The sequence below is a fragment of the Streptomyces sp. BYX5S genome, from assembly GCF_054724165.1.
In genome coordinates, this window is sequence record NZ_CM138829.1 from 5,981,350 (window position 1) to 6,002,205 (window position 20,856).

At 73.4% G+C, this 20,856-nt stretch carries 19 protein-coding genes; 9 read left to right on the plus strand and 10 right to left on the minus strand.

The features are described 5' to 3' along the window. Positions 1–6 precede the first annotated feature (6 nt). The 3 genes from ACYBSK_RS27085 (at position 7) to ACYBSK_RS27095 (ending at position 1,967) form a co-directional block, all read left to right on the plus strand. The gene (locus ACYBSK_RS27085) at positions 7–489 is read left to right on the plus strand and encodes a DUF456 domain-containing protein (protein ID WP_457479844.1); all 483 of its coding nucleotides are present in this window, start codon (positions 7–9) and stop codon (positions 487–489) included. 112 nt (positions 490–601) lie between these two features. Then, positions 602–1,252, plus strand: coding sequence for a DedA family protein (locus ACYBSK_RS27090; RefSeq protein WP_457479845.1), 651 nt, complete (start codon positions 602–604; stop codon positions 1,250–1,252). A gap of 10 nt (positions 1,253–1,262) precedes the next feature. Further along, complete coding sequence (locus tag ACYBSK_RS27095) at positions 1,263–1,967, plus strand: 4'-phosphopantetheinyl transferase family protein (RefSeq protein ID WP_460243675.1); 705 nt, start codon at positions 1,263–1,265, stop codon at positions 1,965–1,967. On the opposite strand, the gene ACYBSK_RS27100 is transcribed toward ACYBSK_RS27095, so the two are convergent. The 3 genes from ACYBSK_RS27100 to rsgA all read right to left on the minus strand — a co-directional run bounded on the left by ACYBSK_RS27100 (position 1,964) and on the right by rsgA (position 5,108). Then, a complete protein-coding gene (locus tag ACYBSK_RS27100; RefSeq protein WP_457481873.1) occupies positions 1,964–2,449 on the minus strand; it encodes a methylated-DNA--[protein]-cysteine S-methyltransferase in 486 nt (161 codons plus the stop codon). The genes ACYBSK_RS27095 and ACYBSK_RS27100 overlap by 4 nt on opposite strands. Before the next feature lie 5 nt (positions 2,450–2,454). Continuing rightward, a complete protein-coding gene (locus ACYBSK_RS27105) occupies positions 2,455–3,840 on the minus strand; it encodes a DNA-3-methyladenine glycosylase 2 family protein (RefSeq protein WP_460243676.1) in 1,386 nt (461 codons plus the stop codon). 149 nt (positions 3,841–3,989) lie between these two features. Beyond that, positions 3,990–5,108: a ribosome small subunit-dependent GTPase A gene (gene rsgA / locus ACYBSK_RS27110; RefSeq protein WP_460243677.1), complete on the minus strand. Its 1,119-nt coding sequence runs from the start codon at positions 5,106–5,108 to the stop codon at positions 3,990–3,992. Positions 5,109–5,471: 363 nt separating this feature from the next. On the opposite strand from rsgA, the gene ACYBSK_RS27115 reads away from it, so the two are divergent. From ACYBSK_RS27115 to ACYBSK_RS27125, 3 genes are all read left to right on the plus strand, one after another. Beyond that, the gene (locus tag ACYBSK_RS27115; protein ID WP_457481874.1) at positions 5,472–7,388 is read left to right on the plus strand and encodes a potassium channel family protein; all 1,917 of its coding nucleotides are present in this window, start codon (positions 5,472–5,474) and stop codon (positions 7,386–7,388) included. A 72-nt stretch (positions 7,389–7,460) separates the two neighbouring features. After that, positions 7,461–7,901, plus strand: a complete 441-nt coding sequence (locus ACYBSK_RS27120; protein ID WP_460243678.1) for a DUF6325 family protein — start codon at positions 7,461–7,463, stop codon at positions 7,899–7,901. 37 nt (positions 7,902–7,938) lie between these two features. Beyond that, on the plus strand, positions 7,939–8,235 hold the full coding sequence (locus ACYBSK_RS27125; RefSeq protein WP_460243679.1) for an SHOCT domain-containing protein: 297 nt from the start codon (positions 7,939–7,941) through the stop codon (positions 8,233–8,235). A 259-nt stretch (positions 8,236–8,494) separates the two neighbouring features. Here ACYBSK_RS27125 and ACYBSK_RS27130 read toward each other — a convergent pair whose 3' ends face one another. From ACYBSK_RS27130 to ACYBSK_RS27150, 5 genes are all read right to left on the minus strand, one after another. After that, positions 8,495–10,210 carry an aldehyde dehydrogenase family protein gene (locus ACYBSK_RS27130; protein ID WP_457479851.1) on the minus strand — a complete coding sequence of 572 codons (1,716 nt, stop codon included), beginning with the start codon at positions 10,208–10,210 and terminating at the stop codon, positions 8,495–8,497. A gap of 118 nt (positions 10,211–10,328) precedes the next feature. Then, positions 10,329–11,618 (minus strand): MFS transporter, encoded by a 1,290-nt coding sequence (locus tag ACYBSK_RS27135; RefSeq protein WP_460243680.1) that lies wholly within the window; start codon positions 11,616–11,618, stop codon positions 10,329–10,331. A 100-nt stretch (positions 11,619–11,718) separates the two neighbouring features. After that, entirely contained in the window at positions 11,719–12,654 is a 936-nt protein-coding gene (locus tag ACYBSK_RS27140; RefSeq protein ID WP_460243681.1) for a TauD/TfdA dioxygenase family protein, read from the minus strand. A 199-nt stretch (positions 12,655–12,853) separates the two neighbouring features. Beyond that, a complete protein-coding gene (locus tag ACYBSK_RS27145; RefSeq protein WP_457479854.1) occupies positions 12,854–13,456 on the minus strand; it encodes a TetR/AcrR family transcriptional regulator in 603 nt (200 codons plus the stop codon). A 9-nt stretch (positions 13,457–13,465) separates the two neighbouring features. Next, positions 13,466–14,998, minus strand: a complete 1,533-nt coding sequence (locus ACYBSK_RS27150; protein WP_460243682.1) for a class I adenylate-forming enzyme family protein — start codon at positions 14,996–14,998, stop codon at positions 13,466–13,468. Between the two features lie 74 nt (positions 14,999–15,072). On the opposite strand from ACYBSK_RS27150, the gene ACYBSK_RS27155 reads away from it, so the two are divergent. Together ACYBSK_RS27155 and ACYBSK_RS27160 are read left to right on the plus strand one after the other, a co-directional pair. Continuing rightward, entirely contained in the window at positions 15,073–15,687 is a 615-nt protein-coding gene (locus ACYBSK_RS27155; RefSeq protein ID WP_457479856.1) for a TetR/AcrR family transcriptional regulator, read from the plus strand. A 39-nt stretch (positions 15,688–15,726) separates the two neighbouring features. After that, complete coding sequence (locus ACYBSK_RS27160) at positions 15,727–17,364, plus strand: acyl-CoA dehydrogenase family protein (protein ID WP_460243683.1); 1,638 nt, start codon at positions 15,727–15,729, stop codon at positions 17,362–17,364. Positions 17,365–17,666: 302 nt separating this feature from the next. Here the strand turns inward: ACYBSK_RS27160 and ACYBSK_RS27165 are convergent, their stop codons facing one another. Together ACYBSK_RS27165 and ACYBSK_RS27170 are read right to left on the minus strand one after the other, a co-directional pair. Continuing rightward, the gene (locus ACYBSK_RS27165; RefSeq protein ID WP_460243684.1) at positions 17,667–18,695 is read right to left on the minus strand and encodes a DUF389 domain-containing protein; all 1,029 of its coding nucleotides are present in this window, start codon (positions 18,693–18,695) and stop codon (positions 17,667–17,669) included. Then, positions 18,692–19,972 (minus strand): hypothetical protein, encoded by a 1,281-nt coding sequence (locus ACYBSK_RS27170; RefSeq protein WP_460247110.1) that lies wholly within the window; start codon positions 19,970–19,972, stop codon positions 18,692–18,694. Before ACYBSK_RS27170 ends, ACYBSK_RS27165 begins: the two co-directional genes overlap by 4 nt. 234 nt (positions 19,973–20,206) lie before the next feature. Here ACYBSK_RS27170 and ACYBSK_RS27175 point away from each other — a divergent pair, with 234 nt between their 5' ends. After that, positions 20,207–20,758 carry a DUF6069 family protein gene (locus ACYBSK_RS27175; protein ID WP_457479859.1) on the plus strand — a complete coding sequence of 184 codons (552 nt, stop codon included), beginning with the start codon at positions 20,207–20,209 and terminating at the stop codon, positions 20,756–20,758. The last annotated feature ends 98 nt before the right edge of the window (positions 20,759–20,856 follow it).

Below are 20,856 nucleotides of genomic sequence, written 5' to 3' on the forward strand. Positions count from 1 at the left end.
GGGCCCATGGGAGCGTGGGAACTCCTCCTGGTCGGTGCCGTGATGGCGCTGGGCCTGTGCGGGGTGATGGTGCCGGGCGTACCGGGTTCATGGCTCGTGTGGGCCGCGGTCGCCGTGTGGGCGCTGCGGGACCCCAACGGGCTCGCCTGGGGGGTCCTGGTCGGCGCGACCGTCGTGCTGCTCGCCTCCCAGGTGCTGCGCTGGCAGCTGCCGCCGCGCCGACTGAGGCAGGCGGGCGCGACCCGGCGCCTGGAGGTCTGGGCGGGCGCGGGCGCGGTCGTCGGGTTCTGCGTGGTGCCGGTGATCGGGGCGATCCCGGGCTTCATGGGCGGGATCTACGTGTCCGAGCGGCTGCGGCTCGGGCGGCACGGGGACGCGCTGGCGTCGACGCGGACGGCGATGCGGGCGGGCGGTTCGAACGTGCTGGTGGAGCTGTTCACGTGCCTGCTGATCGTGGGGGCGTGGCTGGGCGCGGTGATCTGGGGCTGAGCGGAGGCGGGTCCGGCGGGCGTCGCGGGCGGCGGTGAACACCCCCGGAACGAAAGGACTTTGCCAAACCATTACTATCGGGGAATCGTCCACGCCTGGAGACAGACCTCGCATGCACTCTGTGACTTTGGCCGCCCCCGCGGAGCCCACCAGCGGTCTGGCGGGCTGGGCCGCCGACCTCATCGGCACGCTCGGCGGGCCCGGCGCCGGCCTCCTGATCGCCCTGGAGAACCTGTTCCCGCCGCTGCCGAGCGAGGTGATCCTGCCGCTGACCGGCTTCGCCGCGAGCATGGGCTCGATCACGCTGGTCTCGGCCCTCGTGTGGACGACGCTCGGCTCGGTGATCGGCGCGGCGGTCCTGTACTGGATCGGCCGGGTCATCGGCCGCGAGCGGATGTACGCGCTGTGGGAGCGGCTCCCGCTGGTGAAGGTCTCCGACCTGGAGCGCACGGAGGCGTGGTTCCAGCGGCACGGGACGAAGGCGGTGCTGCTGGGCCGCATGGTGCCGATCTTCCGCAGCCTCATCTCGATCCCGGCCGGCGTGGAGCGGATGCGGCTGCCGGTGTTCCTCGCGCTGACCGCGGTCGGCTCGCTGATCTGGAACGCGGCGCTGATCATGGCCGGGTACTGGCTGGGCGACCAGTGGGACCTGGTGGAGCGGTACGTCGGCGTGCTGTCGAAGGTGGTCCTCGGGGCGGCGGTCGTCGCCCTCGTCGCGTACGTCGTCGTGCGGTGGCGCAGCCGCGAGAAGCGCGACGCGTAAGGTCGCACGGGTGAGCGATGCGGAACGCGTGGACGGGGTGCGGGAGCTGCCGTCGGCGGGGCCGGTGCGGCTGTGGCTGGTCACGACGACCGGCGACGGCGCGGGCGGTCCCGGCGCACGGGCCGGCGTCGGCGTCGGCGTCGGCGTCCTCGACGCGGAGGAGGCGCGGCGGGCCGCCGCCTTCCGGTTCGACCGGCACCGGGTGCGCTACGTCGCCGCGCACGTCGCGCTCCGCACCGTCCTGGGCGAGCGGCTGGGCCGCGCCCCCGGCGCCGTACGGTTCACGCGGCTGCCGTGCCCCGGCTGCGGCGGTCCGCACGGCCGGCCGGCCCTCGCGGACGCCGCCGGGCCGCACTTCTCCCTCTCCCACAGCGGCGACCTCGCGCTGGTGGCGCTGGCCGACGCACCGGTCGGCGCCGACGTGGAGGAGCTGCCCGCACCCGAGGCCGCCGAGGACCTCACGGAGGTGCTGCACCCGCGGGAGCGCGCGGAACTCGCGGCCCTCGCGGACCCCGGAGAGCGGCGGCTCGGCGTGGCCCGCGCCTGGGTGCGCAAGGAGGCCTACCTGAAGGGACTCGGCACGGGCCTGTCGCGCGGCACGGAGCACGACTACGTGGGCACCCGTCCGGGCTCCCCCGGCGCCCCGGACGGCTGGTCGCTGTACGACGTGCCGGTGCCGCACGGGTACACGGCGGCGGTCGCGCTCGCCCTCTAGAGGGCCCCCTCCAGCGTCAGCAGCTCCACCTTGCGTTCAAGACCCCCCGCGTAACCGGTGAGCGAGCCGTCGGCGCCGATCACGCGGTGGCAGGGCCGCACGATCAGCAGCGGGTTGGCGCCGATCGCGCCGCCCACGGCCCGGACGGCGGGGCGCGAGGCGCCGATGCGGGCGGCGATCTCCCCGTAGGTGGTGGTGGCGCCGTACGGGACGTCGTCGAGCGCGTCCCAGACGCGCCGCCGGAACTCGGTCCCCTCGGCCTTCAACTCCAACTGGAACTCCTTGAGTTCACCGGCGAAGTAGGCGGCGAGCTGCCGCTCGGCCTCGGCGAACGGCGCGGAGTCGCGCACCCACGCCTCGTCGGCGACGCGACCGCCCTTCTGTCCGGGGACGGAGAGGGAGGTGAGGGCGCCGGAGGCATCGGCGGTGAGCAGCAGCTCACCGAGCGGACTGGCCACGGTCGTGCAGTACACGGTGTTCACAGCGGTCACAACTGTCCTTCTGCGATGAGGTGTTGACGCACGTACGAGCGCCAGGGGCGCCACGCGTCATCGGTCACGGGGTCGCCGGGCACGGCCACGTCCGGGTCGCCGAGGGCGCGCATCCGGATCAGGGCGGCGGTGCGCGGCGTGATGCCGGGCAGGGCGCGGAGCGCGGCCCCGGCCTCGTCGCGGTCGGCGCCCGCGTCGAGGCGGAGGGCGCCAGTGTGCAGGGCGCGGGCGAGCGCGCCGACGGGGCCCGGTTCGTCGACGAGGTCGGCCGGTTCGGGGAACAGCCGGTCGATGCTGCCGCAGGCGGCGTCGAGCCGCTTGCCGTGGGTCTCGACGAGCCGGGCGGCCTCCTCGGGTCCGGCGACCAGGCGCAGCGCCAGTTCGTCGGGGTCGGCGGCTCCGGGCGAGCGCAGGCCGGGGCGGGCGGCGACCAGCGGGGCGAGCCGCGGGTCGAGGCCGAGCCGCTCGTCGACGGCGTACGGGTCGGCGTCGAGGTCGAACAGCCGCCGCAGCCGCCCGACGGCCGTGGTCAGATCGCGCAGATCGGTCAGCTGTATCCGGACGTCGAGCCACCCGCCACGGTGCTCGGCCCCGGCGCCGGGCTGCGCGTGCGTCGCCTCGTCGACACCGACGACACCGGTGCCGTAGGGCAGCCGCACGGCACGCCGATAGCGCCGCGAGCCGACGACAACGACGCTCAACTCCTCCACACCAGGCAGGAGTTGGGCCCGCAGCTGCGCGAAGACAGGACCGGCCTGATAGGCGCCCCGATGCGCGAGCCGCAGCGGAATCCCCGCCGCGGGGGCGCCCGCGCGGCGCTTGTCCGGGGCCTCGGCGCGCAGTTGCGTGGGGGTGCGGGCGTAGACCGCGCGGACGGTGTCGTTGAACTGCCGGACACTGGCGAAACCGGCCGCGAAGGCGATCTCCGTGATCGGCAGCGGGGTCGTCTGGAGCAGGACGCGGGCGGTGTGGGCGCGCTGGGCGCGGGCAAGGGCGACGGGTCCGGCCCCGGGTTCCGCGGTGAGCTGGCGCTGCACCTGGCGGGGGCTGTAGCCGAGCCGGGTGGCGAGACCCCCGACGCCCTCCCGGTCGACGACACCGTCACCGATCAGGCGCATCGCCCGGCCCACGACGTCGGCCCGCACGTTCCAGTCGGCGGAACCCGGCACCGCGTCGGGGCGGCAGCGCCGGCAGGCCCGGAACCCGGAGCCCTGGGCGGCGGCCGCCGTGGCGTAGTACCGGACGTTCCGCCGCTTCGGGGTGACCGCGGGGCAGCTCGGCCGGCAGTAGATACCGGTCGTCTCGACGGCGAAGAAGAACTCCCCGTCGAACCTCGCGTCCCTGCTCCGCACGGCCTCGTACCGCAACTCTTCCTCGGTCATCACCCCACCAGTCTCCCCCCGACGCACCCCCGGGACTAGCGGAAATCGGACACGGCTCTCCGGCCCGCCTCAAGCCCCTCCGGCGATTGAGGAGCGGGGTTCGGGGCGGAGCCCCGAGGCCGTAACCCCGGGGTACCGCGCATCAGCGCCTAGCGGAGCCCACGTTTCGCCTCGAGCGCCGCACGGCCCTGCGCCCCCCGCTGCTTCCACACCTTCCGCATCTCCGCCCGCAGCCTCGCATCCGTCCGCGCCGCGAGCCGCTCGTTCTCGCGCAACAGCTTGCGATAGCTGTCGAGCCGCCGCTGATGCAACGACCCGTCCTCCAGCGCCGCGAGCACCGCGCACCCCGGCTCGACCGTGTGCGCGCAGTCGTGGAACCGGCAGTCCGCCGCCAGCTCCGCGATCTCCGCGAACACCTGCCCGACACCCGCCTCGGCGTCGTACAGACCGACGCCCCGCAGCCCCGGCGTGTCGATGAGGACGCCGCCGTCCGGCAGGACGAACAAATTGCGGGTGGTCGTCGTGTGACGGCCCTTGCCGTCCGCGTCCCGCACGGCCCGGACGTCCATGACGTCCGCGCCCATCAACGCGTTGGCCAGCGTCGACTTCCCCGCACCCGACTGCCCGAGCAGCACCGACGTACCCCCGGCGACGACCGCCCGCAGCACCTCCGTACCGCTGCCGTCGAGCGCGCTGACGGGCAGTACCTGCACGCCGGGCGCGGTCGTCTCGACGTCGGAGACGAGGTAGGAGAGGCCGACCGGGTCCGGCACGAGGTCGGCCTTGGTGAGGACGACGAGGGGCTGGGCGCCCGATTCCCACGCCAGGGCGAGGAACCGCTCGACGCGTCCCAGGTCGAGTTCGGAGGCCAGCGAGACCGCGATGATCGCGTGGTCCACGTTCGCGGCGAGGATCTGCCCCTCGGACCGCTTGGAGGACGTCGAGCGCACGAAGGCGGTGCGCCGCGGCAGATACGCCCGTACGTAGCGGGGGTCGGCGCCGTCGGGGTCGACGGCGGCCCAGTCCCCGGTGCAGATGACCTTCATGGGGTCGCGCGGCACGACGAACTCGGTGTCGGCCCGGACGACCCCCTCGGGGGTGACGAGGTCGCACTGCCCGCGGTCGACGCGCAGCACGCGGCCGGGCACGAGTCCGCGCGCGGCATGGGGGGCGAACTCATCCGCCCAGTGGGAGTCCCAGCCGTACGCGGCGAGGGATTCGGTGATGGAACGAGAAGAGGACGGAGTCGATGAGGACGACGAAGACAAGGGGTGACCCTTCGATGGGCGGCCCCGGCGCCATGACGAACGATCGAACTGAGGTGATCGGGTCAGCCGGTGGCCACAGAGGTGGACTGGATGAACTTCCGGATGCGGGCAGCGCCCATCGCATCGACAGCCATCGGTCAACACCTCCTGGATCGCTCGGCTCACTCACTCGACGGCGGCGTCCGCCACCGTGGTGCCGACGACGATAGTCACCGGCACCACCCGCCCGCCACCGGTTTTTCACGGGGTGCCCCCCGGAGTCGGTGGACGCCGCACACCACGAACACGCACCATGACACGGTGTCACTTCCCCACCAGCCGCCACGGCCCCCTCACCCCCAACAGACGCCCCTTCCACGCCACATGGTGGTGTGCGGCGACGACGCGCTCGCCGAGCGGCTCGCCGCGGAGCTGCGCGAGCTGTACCGCGCCCAGGTCACCATCGTCGTCCCGTCGATCCGCACCGCGGGCGAGCCGCAGCAGGAGGGCGGCGGCCGGGTCCGGGCCGCGGCCCTGTTGAACCGGTTGCAGGCGGCGATGGGCAGGGTCGTGCCGGCCGAGGGCGACTCGCTCGCCGGGCAGGCGCCGCGCGTCATGGAGGCGGCGGTGCTCGGCGAGGACGCCCTGATGGAGGCGGGGGTGGCGCGGGCGGACGCGCTGGCGCTGGTCCATGACGACGACGAGACCAACATCCGCGCCGCGCTGGCGGCCCGCCGTCTCAATCCGCGCCTGCGTCTCGTCATCCGGCTCTTCGACCGCAAGCTGGGCCAGCATCTCGCCGAACTCCTGGACCAGGCGGCCGCGTTGGCGCAGCCGGGGCTCGACCCGGAGGCCCTCGACACGTCCACGACGATCCTGTCGGACGCGGACACCGCCGCTCCCGCGCTCGCCGCGACCGCGGTGGCGGGCACCGGCAAGGTCGTGCAGGCCGACGGGCTGCTGCTGCGCGCGGTCGAGCGCGCCCCGCGCGGCCGCGGCCGGGTCGTCCACCCGGGCCTGTGCACGCTCGCGCTGCTCTCGCCGTCGAACAACGACCCCTCGGACCCGGCGGGTTCGGATCCCTCGGGGCAGGTGGAGCCGCTGCTGCTGCCGGACGACGAGGCGGTCCGCACCGTCACGGGCCGCGGCAGCCTCGTCCTCGACACGGTGACGCCCGCGGAGTCGACGCTGGTGCCGCGCCGCACGGCCGTGCGGGCGCTGCCGTTCGGCTCGCTGTTCTCGCGCCGGGTGCGCTGGACCCTGGCGGGGCTCGCGGTGTGCGTGCTCGGTCTGGCGCTCGCCACGTGGGCCACGACGGAGCCGAACCCGCTGCGGGCCGGGTACCTCACCATGCTCGACCTGTTCGCCATCGACGACCCGGCCATCGGGGAGCCGGCCTCCCGGCAGATCATCCAACTCCTCACCGGGTTCGCCGGGTTGCTGCTGCTGCCCGTGCTCATGGCCGCCGTACTGGAGGCGCTCGGCACCTTCCGCAACGCGTCCGCGCTGCGCCGCCCGCCGCGCGGCCTGTCGGGCCACATCGTGCTGCTCGGCCTCGGCAAGATCGGCACCCGCGTACTGGCCCGGCTGCACGAACTCGGTGTCCCGGTGGTGTGCGTCGAGGAGAACCCGGAGGCCCGCGGTATCCCGCTCGCCCGCCGTCTGCGCGTGCCGACGGTGCTCGGCGACGTACGCGACGAGGGGGTCCTGGAGGCCGCCAAGGTGCACCGGGCGCGCGCCCTGCTCGCCCTCACCAGCCTCGACACCACCAACCTCGAATCCGCCCTGTACGCCCGCTCCCTCAAGCCGGACCTCCAGGTGAGCCTGCGCCTGTACGACGACGCCTTCGCCACCGCCGTCTACCGCACGCTGCGCGCCGCGCACCCGCGCGCCCTCACCCGCAGCCGCAGCGTCACGACCCTCGCGGCGCCCGCGTTCGCCGGGGCGATGATGGGCCGGCACATACTCGGCGCGATCCCGGTGGAGCGCAAGGTACTGCTGTTCGCGGCGCTGGACGTGGCGGGCCTGCCGCACCTGGAGGGGCGGACGGTCGCCGAGTCGTTCCGGCCCGGGGCCTGGCGGGTGCTGGCCATCGACTCGACCGAGCCGGACGAACGCCGGCCCGACCTCGGCGCCGCCCCGGAGGAGGACGACGCGGACCGGGGGCCGGGGCTCATCTGGGAGCTGCACCCCGGTCACGTGCTGCGCTCCACCGACCGGGTCGTCCTCGCCGCCACCCGGCGCGGTCTCGCGGAACTCCTGGACGCGCAGTCCGCGCCGTCCGCTGTACCCTCACCCTAGTATCCGTTTCATCTGTTTAATCCGTTTTGTTCGCTTTACTCCTGTGCGGAGACCTAGGGAAGGTGCTCGCCCGTGACCAGTGGTCTCAACACCGACACCGTCGGCCCGGTGGACGTCGCCGTGCTCGCCTTCGAGGGCAACCGGTTCAACGGCGACATCGCGCCGGCGCTGCGGGACATGCAGCGGGACGGGACCGTGCGGATCCTCGACCTGTGCTTCATCCGTAAGGCGGCGGACGGGTCCGTGGATGTGGTGGAACTGGGCGACCCCGAGGTCACCGAGCTGTTCCAGCAGGTCGCTGACGTGCGCTTCGACCTGCTCAGCGACGAGGACCTGAGGACCGTCTCCGACAACCTTCCGGCCGAGTCGTCCGCGCTCGTGCTGGCCTGGGAGAACACCTGGGCGGCGCGGCTGGGCGCGGCCGTGCGGGATTCGCGGGGGCGGGTGCTGATGCTGGAGCGGATTCCGCGGGAGACCGTCAACGAGGCCATCGAGGCGCTCGCGACGGCCTGACGACACATTCACGCGTAGGAACGAGGAGGCGGTCAGCATGCCGCAGCGATTCGGACGGCCCGGACTTCTTGGCACGATCGCGCGTACGGCGGCGATCTCCGCGACGCATACGGCGGTGTCGCGGGGGGTGAATCGGCGGATGTCCGAGCGGGACGTGCGGCGGGAGTGGGAGGCGGCCCCCGCCCCCGCCCCGGCGCCTGCTCCGGCGGCGGCGCCGGGAGGTGCGGGTGGGGATCGGGTGTCGCAGCTCCAGGCGCTGGCGGAGCTGAAGGCGCAGGGGTTGTTGACGGATGAGGAGTTCGCGGCGGAGAAGGCGCGCGTCCTCAGCGGCTGAGCGCCGCGGCGGGCGGTGCGCGGCCGACCACCCCCACGCCCCGGGGCTCCGCCCCGGACCCCGCGCCTCAAACGCCGGCGAGGCTGGAAAAATCGGGGCCCTGCCCCGAGCCCCGCGACTCAAGCGCCGTCGGGGCTGGAAAGACCGGGCTCCGCGCCGGCGGGGCTGGAAGGATCGATCGCCGGAGGGGCTTGAATCAAGCCCCTCCGGCGATTGAGGAGCGGGGTTCGGGGCGGAGCCCCGGGAAACGGGTGGGTTGTCAGCCGCGCAGGGCGGACGCGAAGATGGCCGGGAGTTTGGTCGGGGACGGGGATGTCGTGTAGGCCGTGAGGCGCTTCATCGTGGTCAGGGCCGTGCGGTTCGTGACGTAGAACGGGGGACGCGGGGAGAGGGACGGGGAGCCGGTGAAGAGGCCGCGCGGCGACGGGGCGAACGGGGCGCGGACCACCGTCTTCTCGACGTCCTCCAGCATGAACGCGTTGTGCACGAACCCGATGCCGCTGCCGATGTCCTGCCGCGTGTTGCCGGGGAAGGCGCCCCACGGCGTGTAGCCGAGGAGGAAGCCGAAGGCGGACCAGACGTTGACGCCCAGCGTGCCGTAGCGCAGCCCGGCGATGGCGTCCGCGACGGCGCCGGAGTGGGCGCGCTCCGTCTTCGGGTGGACCAGCAGCGTGGCGCCGAGGGTCCCGGGGAGACGGTCGTTGGCGAACTCGGTCGCCGCGGCGAGGAAGTGGGGGGCGTCGGCGCCCGGGAGACGGACGACGCCGAGCGCGCTCGCGAACACCTCGTCCGTGAGCAGCACGTCGTCCATGCCCTCGATCTCGGGGACGAGGACCCGGCACGAGTCGTCGACGCCGAGCCGCTCCGCCGCCGGGTGGGCGTCGGTGACCTTGGCGACGCGGTCGGCGGCGCCCGGGTAGTAGTCGGGGCGGGGCGGCAGCTCGCGCAGGACCGTGCGGATCTCGGCGAGGAGCTTCTCCGTGCCGTCCCACTCGCGGGGCACCACCAGGACCTGCGTGGCGATGCAGTTGTGGCCCGAGTTGTTGAGCTTGCTGGTGACGATGTGCTCGGCCTGGAAGCGGAAGTCGGCGTCGCTCCACGGTCCCGGCGTCACGATGCAGGGGCTGACGCCGCCGAGTTCGCTGGTGAACGGCTTGTCGTTGAGCGGGGTGTCGGCGGCGCGGCGCCGCTCGGCCTGCTCGTCCGTGCCCCACACGATGGCGTCGTGGGTGCGCTCGCTGCCGGTGACGTGGATGGTGTCGATGTCCTCGTGCTGGGTGAGGTACGCGCCCTCGGCGGCGCCGCCGTCGACGAAGCGGACCCAGCCCCGGTCCACGTACTCGGCGAAGACCTTCTCGAAGTGCGGGCGCAGGTACGCGTTGACGGGGTTCATCTTGGCGAGGACGACCTGGCCCTCCGCGTACAGCTTCTGGAGGATGTCGAGCGGGGTGATCGCCGCGACGTTCCCGGCGCCGAGGACGAGCGCGACGGTCGGCTCGCCGGGGCGGCCCCGGTACTCCCCCGCCGCGCGGGCGAGGACCTGCTCGCGGGTGGTGCCGGGCAGCGTCCACACCTGCGCCGAGAAGCCGTTGAGCAGCAGCCGGTCGGTGGCGAGGGTGGGGAAGACGTCGACGACGGTGCGGCCCTCGTGGCTGCGCACGGACGCGGGGTCGACCGGTCCCTTGCCGGCCGCGAGGCGGCGCAGCACGTGCAGGTACGCGGTGATCGGCTGCGCGAGGGCCCACGGCGCGGTGATCCAGTCCTCGGCGGCCCACGGGGAGGTCTCGGCGTAGCCCTTGGCGGCGGCCGCGTCGGCGACCATCGCGGCGGCGCCCTCGGCGATCCGCGGGAGGGTCCGCTCCAGGAGCGCGATGCGCTCGTCCAGGGGCGTCGCGGTCCAGGACGACGCGTGCTCGCGCAGGTCGAGGACGGCCTGGTCCAGCGGTGCGGTGTCGAGTGCTGCTGCGGCGCTCACGGTCAACTCCTAGGGAACGCGGGTGGGGGTGAAGGGGTCGGAGACAGTGGGGTGTTCGTCCGACGATCATTGCATCCGGGGGTAACCCCCGGTAAGGGTCAGGCTGCGTGACGCGGGGTCAGACGGTCAACCGTGCGCGGTCGCGCTCCGGGTCGATGAGGGCGAAGGCGAGTGCGGCGCCGATCGCGACGAGGACGCCGGTGAGCAGCACCGCCTGCTGGTACCCGGCGTCGCCCCGCGCGTCGACGAGGGCGCCGACGACGGCGGGCGCGAGCAGCCCGGAGACCGTGACGAGGGCGTTCATGAGGCCGAGGGCGCCACCGCTGCGGGCGGCCGGGGCGAGTTCGGCGACGGTGGTCGCGGCCACGGTGGCGTACGAGCCGCTGAAGCCGAAGCCGAGGGCGACGAGCACGGTCTGCGCGGGCACCGAATCGACGAACGGGGTCAGCAGGCAGCAGACGGCGCCGATCGCGAGCATGCCGCCGCCGACCCAGCCGCGCGCCTTCCGGCTGGCGACGCCGCGCCGCATCAGCCGGCCGGTGAGCGCGGCCTGCCCGAGCAGCACGACGGCGCCGACCGCCCAGGGCAGGACGACGAGCTTTCCGGCGGTGGCCGCCGAGTAGTCGAGGGCGTTGCGCAGGTACGACGGCATCCACACCAGCATCAGCGCCACGGACCAGTAGCTCATGAAGTACGCGAGGGTGCTGCCGAGCCACGTACGGCTGGCGAAGATCCGCCGGTACGGGACCGCGGGCGCGCCGTCGTCCACGGCCCGCGTGACGCGGGCCCGCGGGCTGTCCGCTCCGAACAGGGACCAGAGCGCCGCCCACACCACGCCGATCGCGGCGAGCACCCACAGGGCCGAGCGCCAGCCGTGGTGCTGGATCACCCAGGACAGGCCCGGCGCGGAGACGATCACGCCGAGCGTGATGCCGATGGTGATGAGCGCGCCGGGCAGGTTCCGCTTGCCGTTGGGGAACCAGGACAGCGTGGCCTGCTGGGCGACGGGGAAGGCGGGGCCCTCCGCGGCGCCGAGGAAGATCCGCGAGCCGATGAGCACGGCCAGTCCCCCGCCGATGGCCGCGGGCACCTGCGCCACGGACCAGAGCACGGCCATCACCAGGAGCAGCAGCTTCGGCGACACCCGGTCGGCGGCCATGCCGACGGCGATCGCGGCGACGGAGAAGAGCAGGAAGAACGCGCTGTTGGCGAGGCCGAACTCGGTGGCGCTCAGGTGCAGGTCGGCGCGGATCTCGTCGGCGGCGAGGCCGAGCACGGACTTGTCAGCGAAGTTGACCATCATGAAGACCACGAGCAGCGCGGTCACCGTCCATGCGCGGGCACTGCTGCCACGGGTGACCTCGACGTCCCCAGCGGGCTGCTGGGGCAGGGTCGGTGCCGCGGTCATGGGGCCTCCAGGTGGAAGGGCGGGGATGAGGGGTGGGGCCGGCCCGCACCACGGTCGGCGGGCGCGGTGCGGTCCGGAGCCGGCGCTTCGGTGTGACGGCTCAGGAGAGCGGCACGCCGGCGATCGCGATGCGCTCCATGACCCGCTTGGCGGGGAAGTAGTCGTTGACCGCGTAGTGCTGGACGGCGATGTTGTCCCAGATCGCGATCGAGTCGGGCTCCCAGTGGAAGCGGATCTGGAACTCGGGGATGCGCGCCTGGAGCACGAGGATGTCGAGGAGTTCGCGGTTCTCCGCCTCGGACAGGCCCTTGATGTACCGGGTGAACGGCTCGTTCACGTACAGGGTCTTCCGGCCGCTGCGCGGGTGGCGGACGACGACGGGGTGCTCGACCTGCGGCCAGTCGGCGCGGAAGGCGGCCTTCTGCTCGTCGTTCATGAGCGCGCCCCAGCTGGCCTCCCAGTCGTGGACCGCGGTGAGGTTCTCGATCCGCTCCTTGAGGTCGTCGGGCAGGTTGTCGTAGGCGGCGCCCATGTCGCACCACATGGTGTCGCCGCCCGCCGCGGGCACCTCGACGGCGCGGAGCACGGCGCCGAGCGAGGGGTTGGCCATGAACGAGTGGTCGCTGTGCCAGATGTTCTTGTTGCCCGCCGCCTTGGCGTCCTTGGCGAGCCGGGACAGGCCGACGGTCCCCGTCCTGGGGAAGAACGGGTTGGGTTCCGGTGGACCCCAGACGGCCGACAGCTCCAGGTGGTTCTCGGCCTGGAAGCCGGTCTGCCCCCGGAAGAAGATCACCTTCCATTCGAGGAGGGCCTGGCGCAGTTCCTCGGCGAGTTCCTCGGTGATCGGCTTCGTGAGGTCGACACCGCTGAGCACGGCCCCGAAGTGCGGGGTGAGCGGGTTGACCTCGAACAGCTTGTAGTCGACCTGGTCCGCTCCCGGCGCGAGCCGGTCGAGGACGCGGCGCCCGTAGCGCATCAGGGGCTTGTCCAGGATCGGCTTGGGGTCCTCGACGGGAGCCGTCGCGACGTCGTGCATGGGGGGTCCCTCCCAACAGCGAACGTTATTACGTAACCGGCAGTATCGATATTGCGGCGCGACGGGGCAAGGGGTCCGGGGTCATGGATTTCAGGAAGGCCGCACAGGACGCGAGGGGTGGCACGCGGGCAGCGCGAAAGCCGTGCCGGGCGACAACTCGCCCGGCACGGTGCGGTGATGACGTGCCGTCAGCGGCCGGTCACGGCCCGACGGCGACCGCCCTGCCGATCAGGTCGACCACGGAGTCGACGAGGTCCACGTCCGGCTCCCGCTGCTCGGCGACCAGCCGGAAGACCAGCGAGGACGCGACGAGAGTCGTGACGTCGACGATCGGGACGTCGGCGCGCACGTCACCGCGCTCGATGCCGCGCTCCAGCACATGCCGGGTCTCGCTCGTCACGCGCGTCACGTACGCCTGGAACGCCTCACGGCCCGCGCCCGCCTCCGCCGCCGCGCTGATCACCCCGGCGAGCAGCCGGCCGACGCCCGGCTGCCGGTAGGCGCGCACACGCTCCATGAGGACCGCGCGCAGCTCGGCCCGGAAGTCGCCCATGTCGGGCACGGTCAGCGCCCCGACGCGGGATTCGGCGGCGGCGATGATCAGGTCCTGCTTGGTGGGCCAGCGGCGGTACATGGCCGGTTTGCTGACCCCGGCGCGGGTCGCGACGGCGTCCATGGTCAGCGCGCCCATGCCCTCCTCGGCGACGAGCTCGACGACGGCTTCGAGCACGGCCCGGGTGACGTGCTCCTGACGCGGCCGCCCAGGCCCCCTGCGCGCTCGCTGTCCCTGCTCATCGGCCATGCCGAGACCCTACAGCGGCGCCTGGCGGGCGAGTTCGGCCCGCAGCACGTGCTTCGTGATCTTTCCGGAGGGCGTGCGCGGAAGGGCGTCCCGCAGGATCAGCTCGCGCGGCACCTTGTACCGGGCGATCCGCTCCTCCAGCCACGCCCGCGTCCCGGCCAGGTCGAGCCCGGCGCCCTCGCGCGGCACGACGAACGCCACCACCGTCTCGCCCCACTCGGGGTGCGGGCGGCCGACGACGGCGACGTCGAGCACGTCCGGGTGGCCCCGCAGCGCGCCCTCGACCTCCTGCGACGCGACGTTCTCCCCGCCGGTGACGATGATGTCCTTCATCCGGTCGACGAGCGTGACGTAGCCGTCCTCGTCGATCCGGCCCAGGTCACCGCTGCGGTACCAGTCGCCGGCGAACACCTCGGCGGTGGCGGCCTCGTCGTCGAGGTAGCCGAGCATGCGGGTGTCGGTGCGCAGCCAGATCTCACCGCTCTCCCCCGCCTGCGCGTCGCTCCCGTCGGGGCGTACGACGCGCAGGTCGACGCCTGGCATGCCACCGCGCCCGATCGCGCCCGCCTTGTCCGCGTGCTCGGCCGGGAGCAGCGAGGCGCCCGCGGGGCCGGTCTCGCTCATCCCGTACACCTGCTGGAAGTTCTCGGTGCCGTACGCCTTCATGAGGCGGCGCACGGTGTCCGCGTCGAGCGGGCCCGCGCCGTAGAGCCAGGCGCGGACGGACGACACGTCGTAATCGGCGAAGTCGGGGACGGCCCGGGTCGGGGCGATGAGGGCGATGGGGGCGCCGAAGAGGGCGGTGATCCGTTCGCATTGGATGGTGTCGAGCATGCCGCGGGGCTCGTACTCGCGCTGGAGCACGACCGTGCCGCCCGCGAAGAGCGTGCCGAGCGTCATGTTGTTGAGGGGCGCCGCGTGCCAGATCGGCATGCAGACCAGGAAGCGCTCGTCGCCGCGCAGCGACATCGCGGCGACGGAGTACGCGGCCGTCAGGGCGGCCGTGCGGTGCGAGTGGACGCAGCCCTTGGGGGTGCCGGAGGTGCCGGACGTGTAGAGGATCTCCGCCACGTCGGTGTCCGGGCGGTCCTCGCCGGTCCACGGTTCGGCGGCGGCGAGCAGCGCCTCGAAGGAGTCCGCGGGCCGCGCCTCGGCCGGGGCGTCCGGGTGGCTGGTCAGCCAGCGCACGCCGGGGTCGGCGGCGGTGGCGTGCCCGCCGATCTCCGCGTCGACGAGGGCGAGGCGGGCGCCGCAGTGCGCGAGCTGGCGCGCCACCTCGTCGGTCCGGAACTTGTGGTTGACCGGGACGAGGGTCGCACCCAGGTGCCACGCGCCGAACGCGGCGAAGAGGAACGCCGGGGTGTTGTGCGTCATGACGGCCAGCCGGTCGCCGGGGCGCAGGCCCGCGTCGTGCAGCACGGTGGCGGCGCGGCGGCTCGCGGCGCCGAACTCCCGGTAGTTCCACCGCTGTTCGCGGTAGACGAGGGCTTCCTTCGTGCTGCCCGAGCGAACGGCGCTGTCCAGCAGGGCACTGAGGTGCATCGACTTCTCCTGACGAGGCCTTGCCGGTGGGACCGACCGTGGCGGGAAACTCTGAATGATGGTTCACTGCTTGCATGGCCTACCGCAAGACCCCCACCGAAATCCGCCGGCTCGAAGCGGCCCGCGAACACCTCATCGCGTGCGCCACCTCCGTCGTGGCCGAAGTGGGCTGGGCGCAGGCGTCCGTGACGGCGGTCGCCGACGCGGCCGGGATCGCGGCGGGCTCCGTCTACCAGCACTTCCCGTCGAAGGCGGCGCTCGCGGTCGAGGTGTTCCGGCGCGCCGCGGCGCGGGAGGTGACCGTGATCGGCGAGGTGCTCCAGGGCGACGGCGACCCGGGCGAGCGGCTGCGGCGCGGGGTGGAGGTCTTCGCGCGGCGCGCCCTGGAGAACCGGGGCCTCGCCCACGCGCTGCTCGCCGCCCCCGCCGACCCCAAGGTCGCCGCCGAGCGCATCGACTACCGGCGCCGCTACCACACGCTGTTCGCCCAGGTCGTGCGCGAGGGCATGGCGGCCGGGCTGTTCCCGGAGCAGAACGGCGAGGTCACCGCGGCGGCGCTCACCGGCGCCATCGGCGAGGTGCTGGCCTTCCCGCTCGGTGACACGCGCGACGAGAGCGCCACCGGCGAGCTGATCGCCGAACTCACCGCCATGGCCCTGCGCTGCGCGGGCGCGCCGACGCCCGCCTGACCGACCGTACGTTCCGCACTCATCGCCCAGGAGTTCCTCATGCACTCGCATCCATCGGTGACACACGAAGTGACCAACCAGGCGCCGCCGTTGACCGGTCACGACGCGGCCGACGACCCGGTCCTCCTGGAGGGCGTGCGCCGCGAGGGCGCCGAGTGGCACATCGACGAACTGCACCGCTTCGGCCGGTACGTGGGCAGCGAGGAGGCCCGCCTCTGGGCCGACCAGGCCAACCGGTACGAGCCGGAGCTGCGCACCCACGACCGGTACGGCAACCGGATCGACGAGGTCGACTTCCACCCCTCGTACCACGCGCTGATGCGCGCGACGGTGGCCGCGGGCGCGGCGGGGTCGGCGTGGGCGGACGAGCGGCCCGGCGCACACGTGGCCCGTGCGGGCACGTTCATGCTCGCCACGATGCTGGAGCAGGGCCACATGTGCCCCGTCTCGATGACCTACGCGGTGGTGCCCGCGCTGCGCCGCGCCCCCGAACTCGCCAAGGTCTACGAGCCGTTGCTCACCAGCACCGTCTACGAACCCGGTCTGCGCGCGCCCCTCGGCAAGCGCGGGCTGCTCGCCGGGATGGGCATGACGGAGAAGCAGGGCGGCACCGATGTGCGCGCGAACACGACGTCGGCCGTGGAGCAGGCCGACGGGACGTGGCGGCTGCGGGGGCACAAGTGGTTCACGTCGGCGCCGATGAACGACGTGTTCCTCGTGCTGGCGCAGGCGCCGGGCGGGCTGTCGTGCTTCCTCGTGCCGCGGGTGCTGCCGGACGGCAGCCGCAACACGTTCCGCATCCAGCGGTTGAAGGACAAGCTCGGCAACCGTTCGAACGCCTCCAGCGAGCCGGAGTTCGACGACACGGTGGCGTGGCTGGTCGGCGACGAGGGCAAGGGGGTGCGCACCATCATCGACATGGTGACGATGACCCGCCTCGACTGCGTCCTCGGGTCGGCGGCGCACGTACGGGAGTCGCTCGCGCAGGCGGCCCACCACAGTCGGCACCGGTCGGTGTTCGGGAAGAAGCTGATCGACCAGCCGTTGATGCGCAACGTCCTCGCGGACCTGGCCCTCGAATCGGAGGCGGCGACGACGCTGGCGCTGCGGCTGGCCGGGGCGGCGGATCGCGCGCACCGCGGCGACGCGGGCGAGCGGGCCTTTTTGCGGCTGGCCACGGCCGTGGGGAAGTACTGGGTGTGCAAGCGGCAGCCGGCGGTGGTGGCGGAGGCGCTGGAGTGCCTCGGTGGCAACGGTTATGACGAGGCGTCAGGGATGCCGAGGCTGTACCGGGAGGCGCCGTTGAACGGGATCTGGGAGGGGTCCGGGAACGTCAACGCGCTCGACATGCTGCGGGCGTTGGGGCGGGAGCCGGAGACGTTGGAGGCGTTTCGCGGGGAGGTGGAGGCGGCGGCCGGGGCGGATGCGCGGCTGGATGCGGCGTGGCGGGAGCTGCGGCGGGAGTTGGGGTCGGCGGAGGATGCGGAGGTGCGGGCGCGGAGGGTGGTAGAGCGGGCGGCGTTGGTGTTGCAGGGGGCGTTGTTGGTGCGGTGGGCGCCGGGGGCGGTGGCCGATGCGTTTTGCGCTGGCCGCTTGGGTGGGGGAGGGGGGTTGGCGTTCGGCACGCTGCCGGTGGGGGTGGACTTCGGGGCGCTCCTGTCCCGCCTCCCCGCCTGACCCGGCCCCCGTCGGGGCTCCACCCCGAGAGGCTTGGACGGGCCCACCCGCCGCAACGCCACGGGGCTCCGCCCCGGACCCCGCTCCTCAAACGCCGGAGGGGCTTGAAGGGCCCGCCCCCACTCCCCGCCCGCCGCGGGCGGCCGCAACCCGCCTTGGGCAGTCTGCCGCCTGGGGCGGCAGGGTGGGCAAGGCGGCACCACGGTGCGGTGCAACGGGGAGGAGGGCGCGGCCACGGTGCGGGCTCAAGCACGGGGCCGCGCCACACGGACGGACGACGCCGGCCACGGTATAGGTACCGGTCAGTCCCGGGTGGTGCCGCGGACCGTGCAGGTGTCGGCGCCCGCCGCGCACCAGTGCGTGCGGCCGCCGACGAGGTGGAGTTCCAGGTCCGCGGCGGACATCCCGTGTTCGTCGAGCGCGGAGCGCAGCGCCGTGGGGGCCGGTTGGGGCGGGAGGCCGAGGACGCCGATGACGACGACCCCCTGCCGCGCCTCCACTGACGCGATCTCCCAGTTCCGCCCCGCCGCCCACTCCTCCGCCACCGGCTTCGCGTCCGCCGCGAGCACCCGGTCCCGCCACACGGAGACCGTCCCGGTGGTCAACGGCACCGCGATCAGCACCACGACCGCCGCCACGGCCACGACCGTCCGCCCGTGGAACTCCCCCACCCGCAGCCCCGACTCCTGCGCCGCGCCCCGGATCCCGTACACCAGGAACACCACCGTGCCGGTCGCCACGATCGCCGCCACGTTCGTGGCGAACAGCAGCCCCGATTCGAGCGCGTCGTGGAACCGCCCCACCGTGATCAGCAGCCCCGTCACCGCCAGCGGCGGCACCAGCGAGATCGCGATGGCGACGCCCGGCAGCGTGTCGGAGATGTCGGCGCGGACGAGGGCGAACGCGCCGACCGTCCCGGTGGCGAGCGCCGCCAGCAGGTCGATGAGGCGCGGGCTGATCCGGGAGGACACCTGCGAGTTGGACGCGAAGTCGTCGGGCGGCGCCGCGATCCAGCCGAGCAGCATCCCGATCGCCACCACCGCGAGCGCCCCGCCGAGGACGAGCAGCACGCAGCGCACGACCTGCGAACGGTCCGCGAGGACGAGGGCGAGCGCGCTGCCGAGGATCGGCGTCATCAGCGGGGCGACGATCATCGCGCCGATGACCGTGGCCGTGGAGTCGCCGACCACCCCCGCGCCCGCGATCACCGCGGCGAGCACGAGCAGGCCCCAGAAACGGGTGGAGCTGGGGCTCTTGAGCCCGCGCTGGATGAACAGGGTGTCCGACATCCGCCGGACCGTGTCGGCGTCCACCGCCACCGTCGTCCTCATGATTCACCCCTCCTCGCGTCGTTCCCGCCCTCCGCCGCCAGGAATTCCACGACCGCCAGCAGGAACAGCAGGCACAGCGCGATCCCGACGACCACCCACCCGGTCGGGTACGACCACAGCAGATACACGACGAGCGCGCCCACGACCAGTACCCCGACGATCCACGCACGGTAGCGCCGCACGAAAGGACCGACGGGGCCCGTGCGGAACCCGGCCCGGTCCGCGGTAAGGCGCGTCGCGTCGATGCCGGAGACCCACAACCCTCGTACCAGCAACGCCCGTCGACCGCGACCGGTGAGCCAGGCCGCGAGGGCGACGACCACGCCGAGCGCGACCACCATGCGGACCGTGGTGAACAGGAAGTGCGTCATGGTGTCGTAGACCGCGGCGGCCGCGTCCTGCGAGACGTCCGCGGGGAGCCGGTCGAGGTAGAGGACGCGGCCGACGCGCAGCCCGATGCCGAGCAGTCCGCAGGTCACGGCGACGGCGAGCGCGGTCGCGACGAGCGCCCTGCGGCGGCGCCCGGAGAGCAGGACACCCGCGGCGACGAGGACGAGGGCGATGACGGGCAGCCAGTTGCCCATCACCTGGAGCAGCCGCAGGTACGTCTTGGCCTTGCCGATGTTGTCGTTCGTGACGAGCGTGTACTCGGTGTGGACCTCGGGGATCCGGGCGGCGACGGTGAGGCCGGAGTCGACGAGCCGCTGCTTGACCTGCTCGACGACCGGGCCGAGGTCGAGGGTGACGGTGTCGCCGCCCTCCAACTTGACCGCTCCGCCGCCGCTGCCGGTCAGCGCCTTGTCGAGGGCGCCGTGGGCCTTGCGGTTGGTCTGTTCCCAGACGTTCTCGAAGGCGTCGGAGGCGACGAACGCCTGCGCCTTGTCCTGGACGAAGCTGCGGACGGCGCCTTCGAGGGAGTCGCCCAGCTTTCCGAGGGACTTCTCCACGAGCGGCCGGTCGTCGGTGTCCACTTCGGACAGCAGTGCCTGGAGGTCGATCCGCTGCATGACGGCGTCCGTGGCCCGGTTCGCGACGGCCTTCTGGATGTCGGGGTCCGAGGCGAGCGGCGCGACGGTGTCGACGTAGCGGTCGGTGTCGCCGACCTGGTCGGCGGCCCAGGAGGCGACGATGCCCAGCGGCGCGAGCACGCAGCCGATGACGATGAGCACGACGGCGAGGAACGACCGTCCCCGGTGCCGCCGCGGCGCGCGCTCGGCCTCCAGCGCGGCCACCCGGCCGCGCAGCCGCTCGAGTTCGGCCTGCTCCGCGGGTCCCATCGGCGCCGTGTCGTCCGCCACCGTTGCCTCCTTGTCGGCACGCGCGCGCGTGCCGTGGTGAGAGCAAGGGGAACCGCTGCGCCGCCGCCCGGCGAGGCGGGCGGCTCCAGGTGGGTGAACGCCGAGGTCAGCGGCGCACCCCCGGATGATTCGCCCGAAATGCGGGGGCAGAAGGGGCGGGTAATACTGCACCGGACGTCCGCCGCACCCGGAACTCGACCGGAAAGCCTCATCGTGGATCCTCAGAACTCGCCCTACGGGCACCAGTCCTACGACCGGCCCTACGGCCAGACCTACGGTCAGTCCTACGGCCAGGCCGACCCCGGTTACGCGCCCGAGCCACCCCCGCAGCCGCCCCAGCCGCCGGCCCCCCGCCTCGACGCCGGAAAGCTGTGGGCGGGCGGGCTGATGACCGCCGTGATCGCCGCCCTCACGGCGGTGGTCGCGCTCCTGCTCGTACGGGGTGTGCTCGGCGTTCCGGTGTTCGCGCCGGAGGGCGACGGCCTGATGGGGAACGCGACCACCGGGGCGCTCGCGGGCAGCGCGGCGGTGGCGGCGCTCGTCGCGACCGCGCTCCTCAACCTGCTGATCGTGGCGACCCCGCGGCCCGAGCGCTTCTTCGCCTGGATCATCGGTCTCGCGACGGCGGTGATGGTGCTGCTGCCGTTCACCACGGGGCTGACGTGGCAGGCGAAGCTCGGCACGGCCGGGGTGTATCTCGTGATCGGCATCGCCATCGGTTCGCTGCTGTCCTCGGTGGCCAGGGGCGCGGTGCGCCGCTACTGAGCCGCTTCGGAGCGGGCCCGAAAACGCGTGGCACGCGCCGGGCGGGCCGCGTTACCCTCGGCCTCATGAACGTCATGGGGCGCCACACGACCACCGCG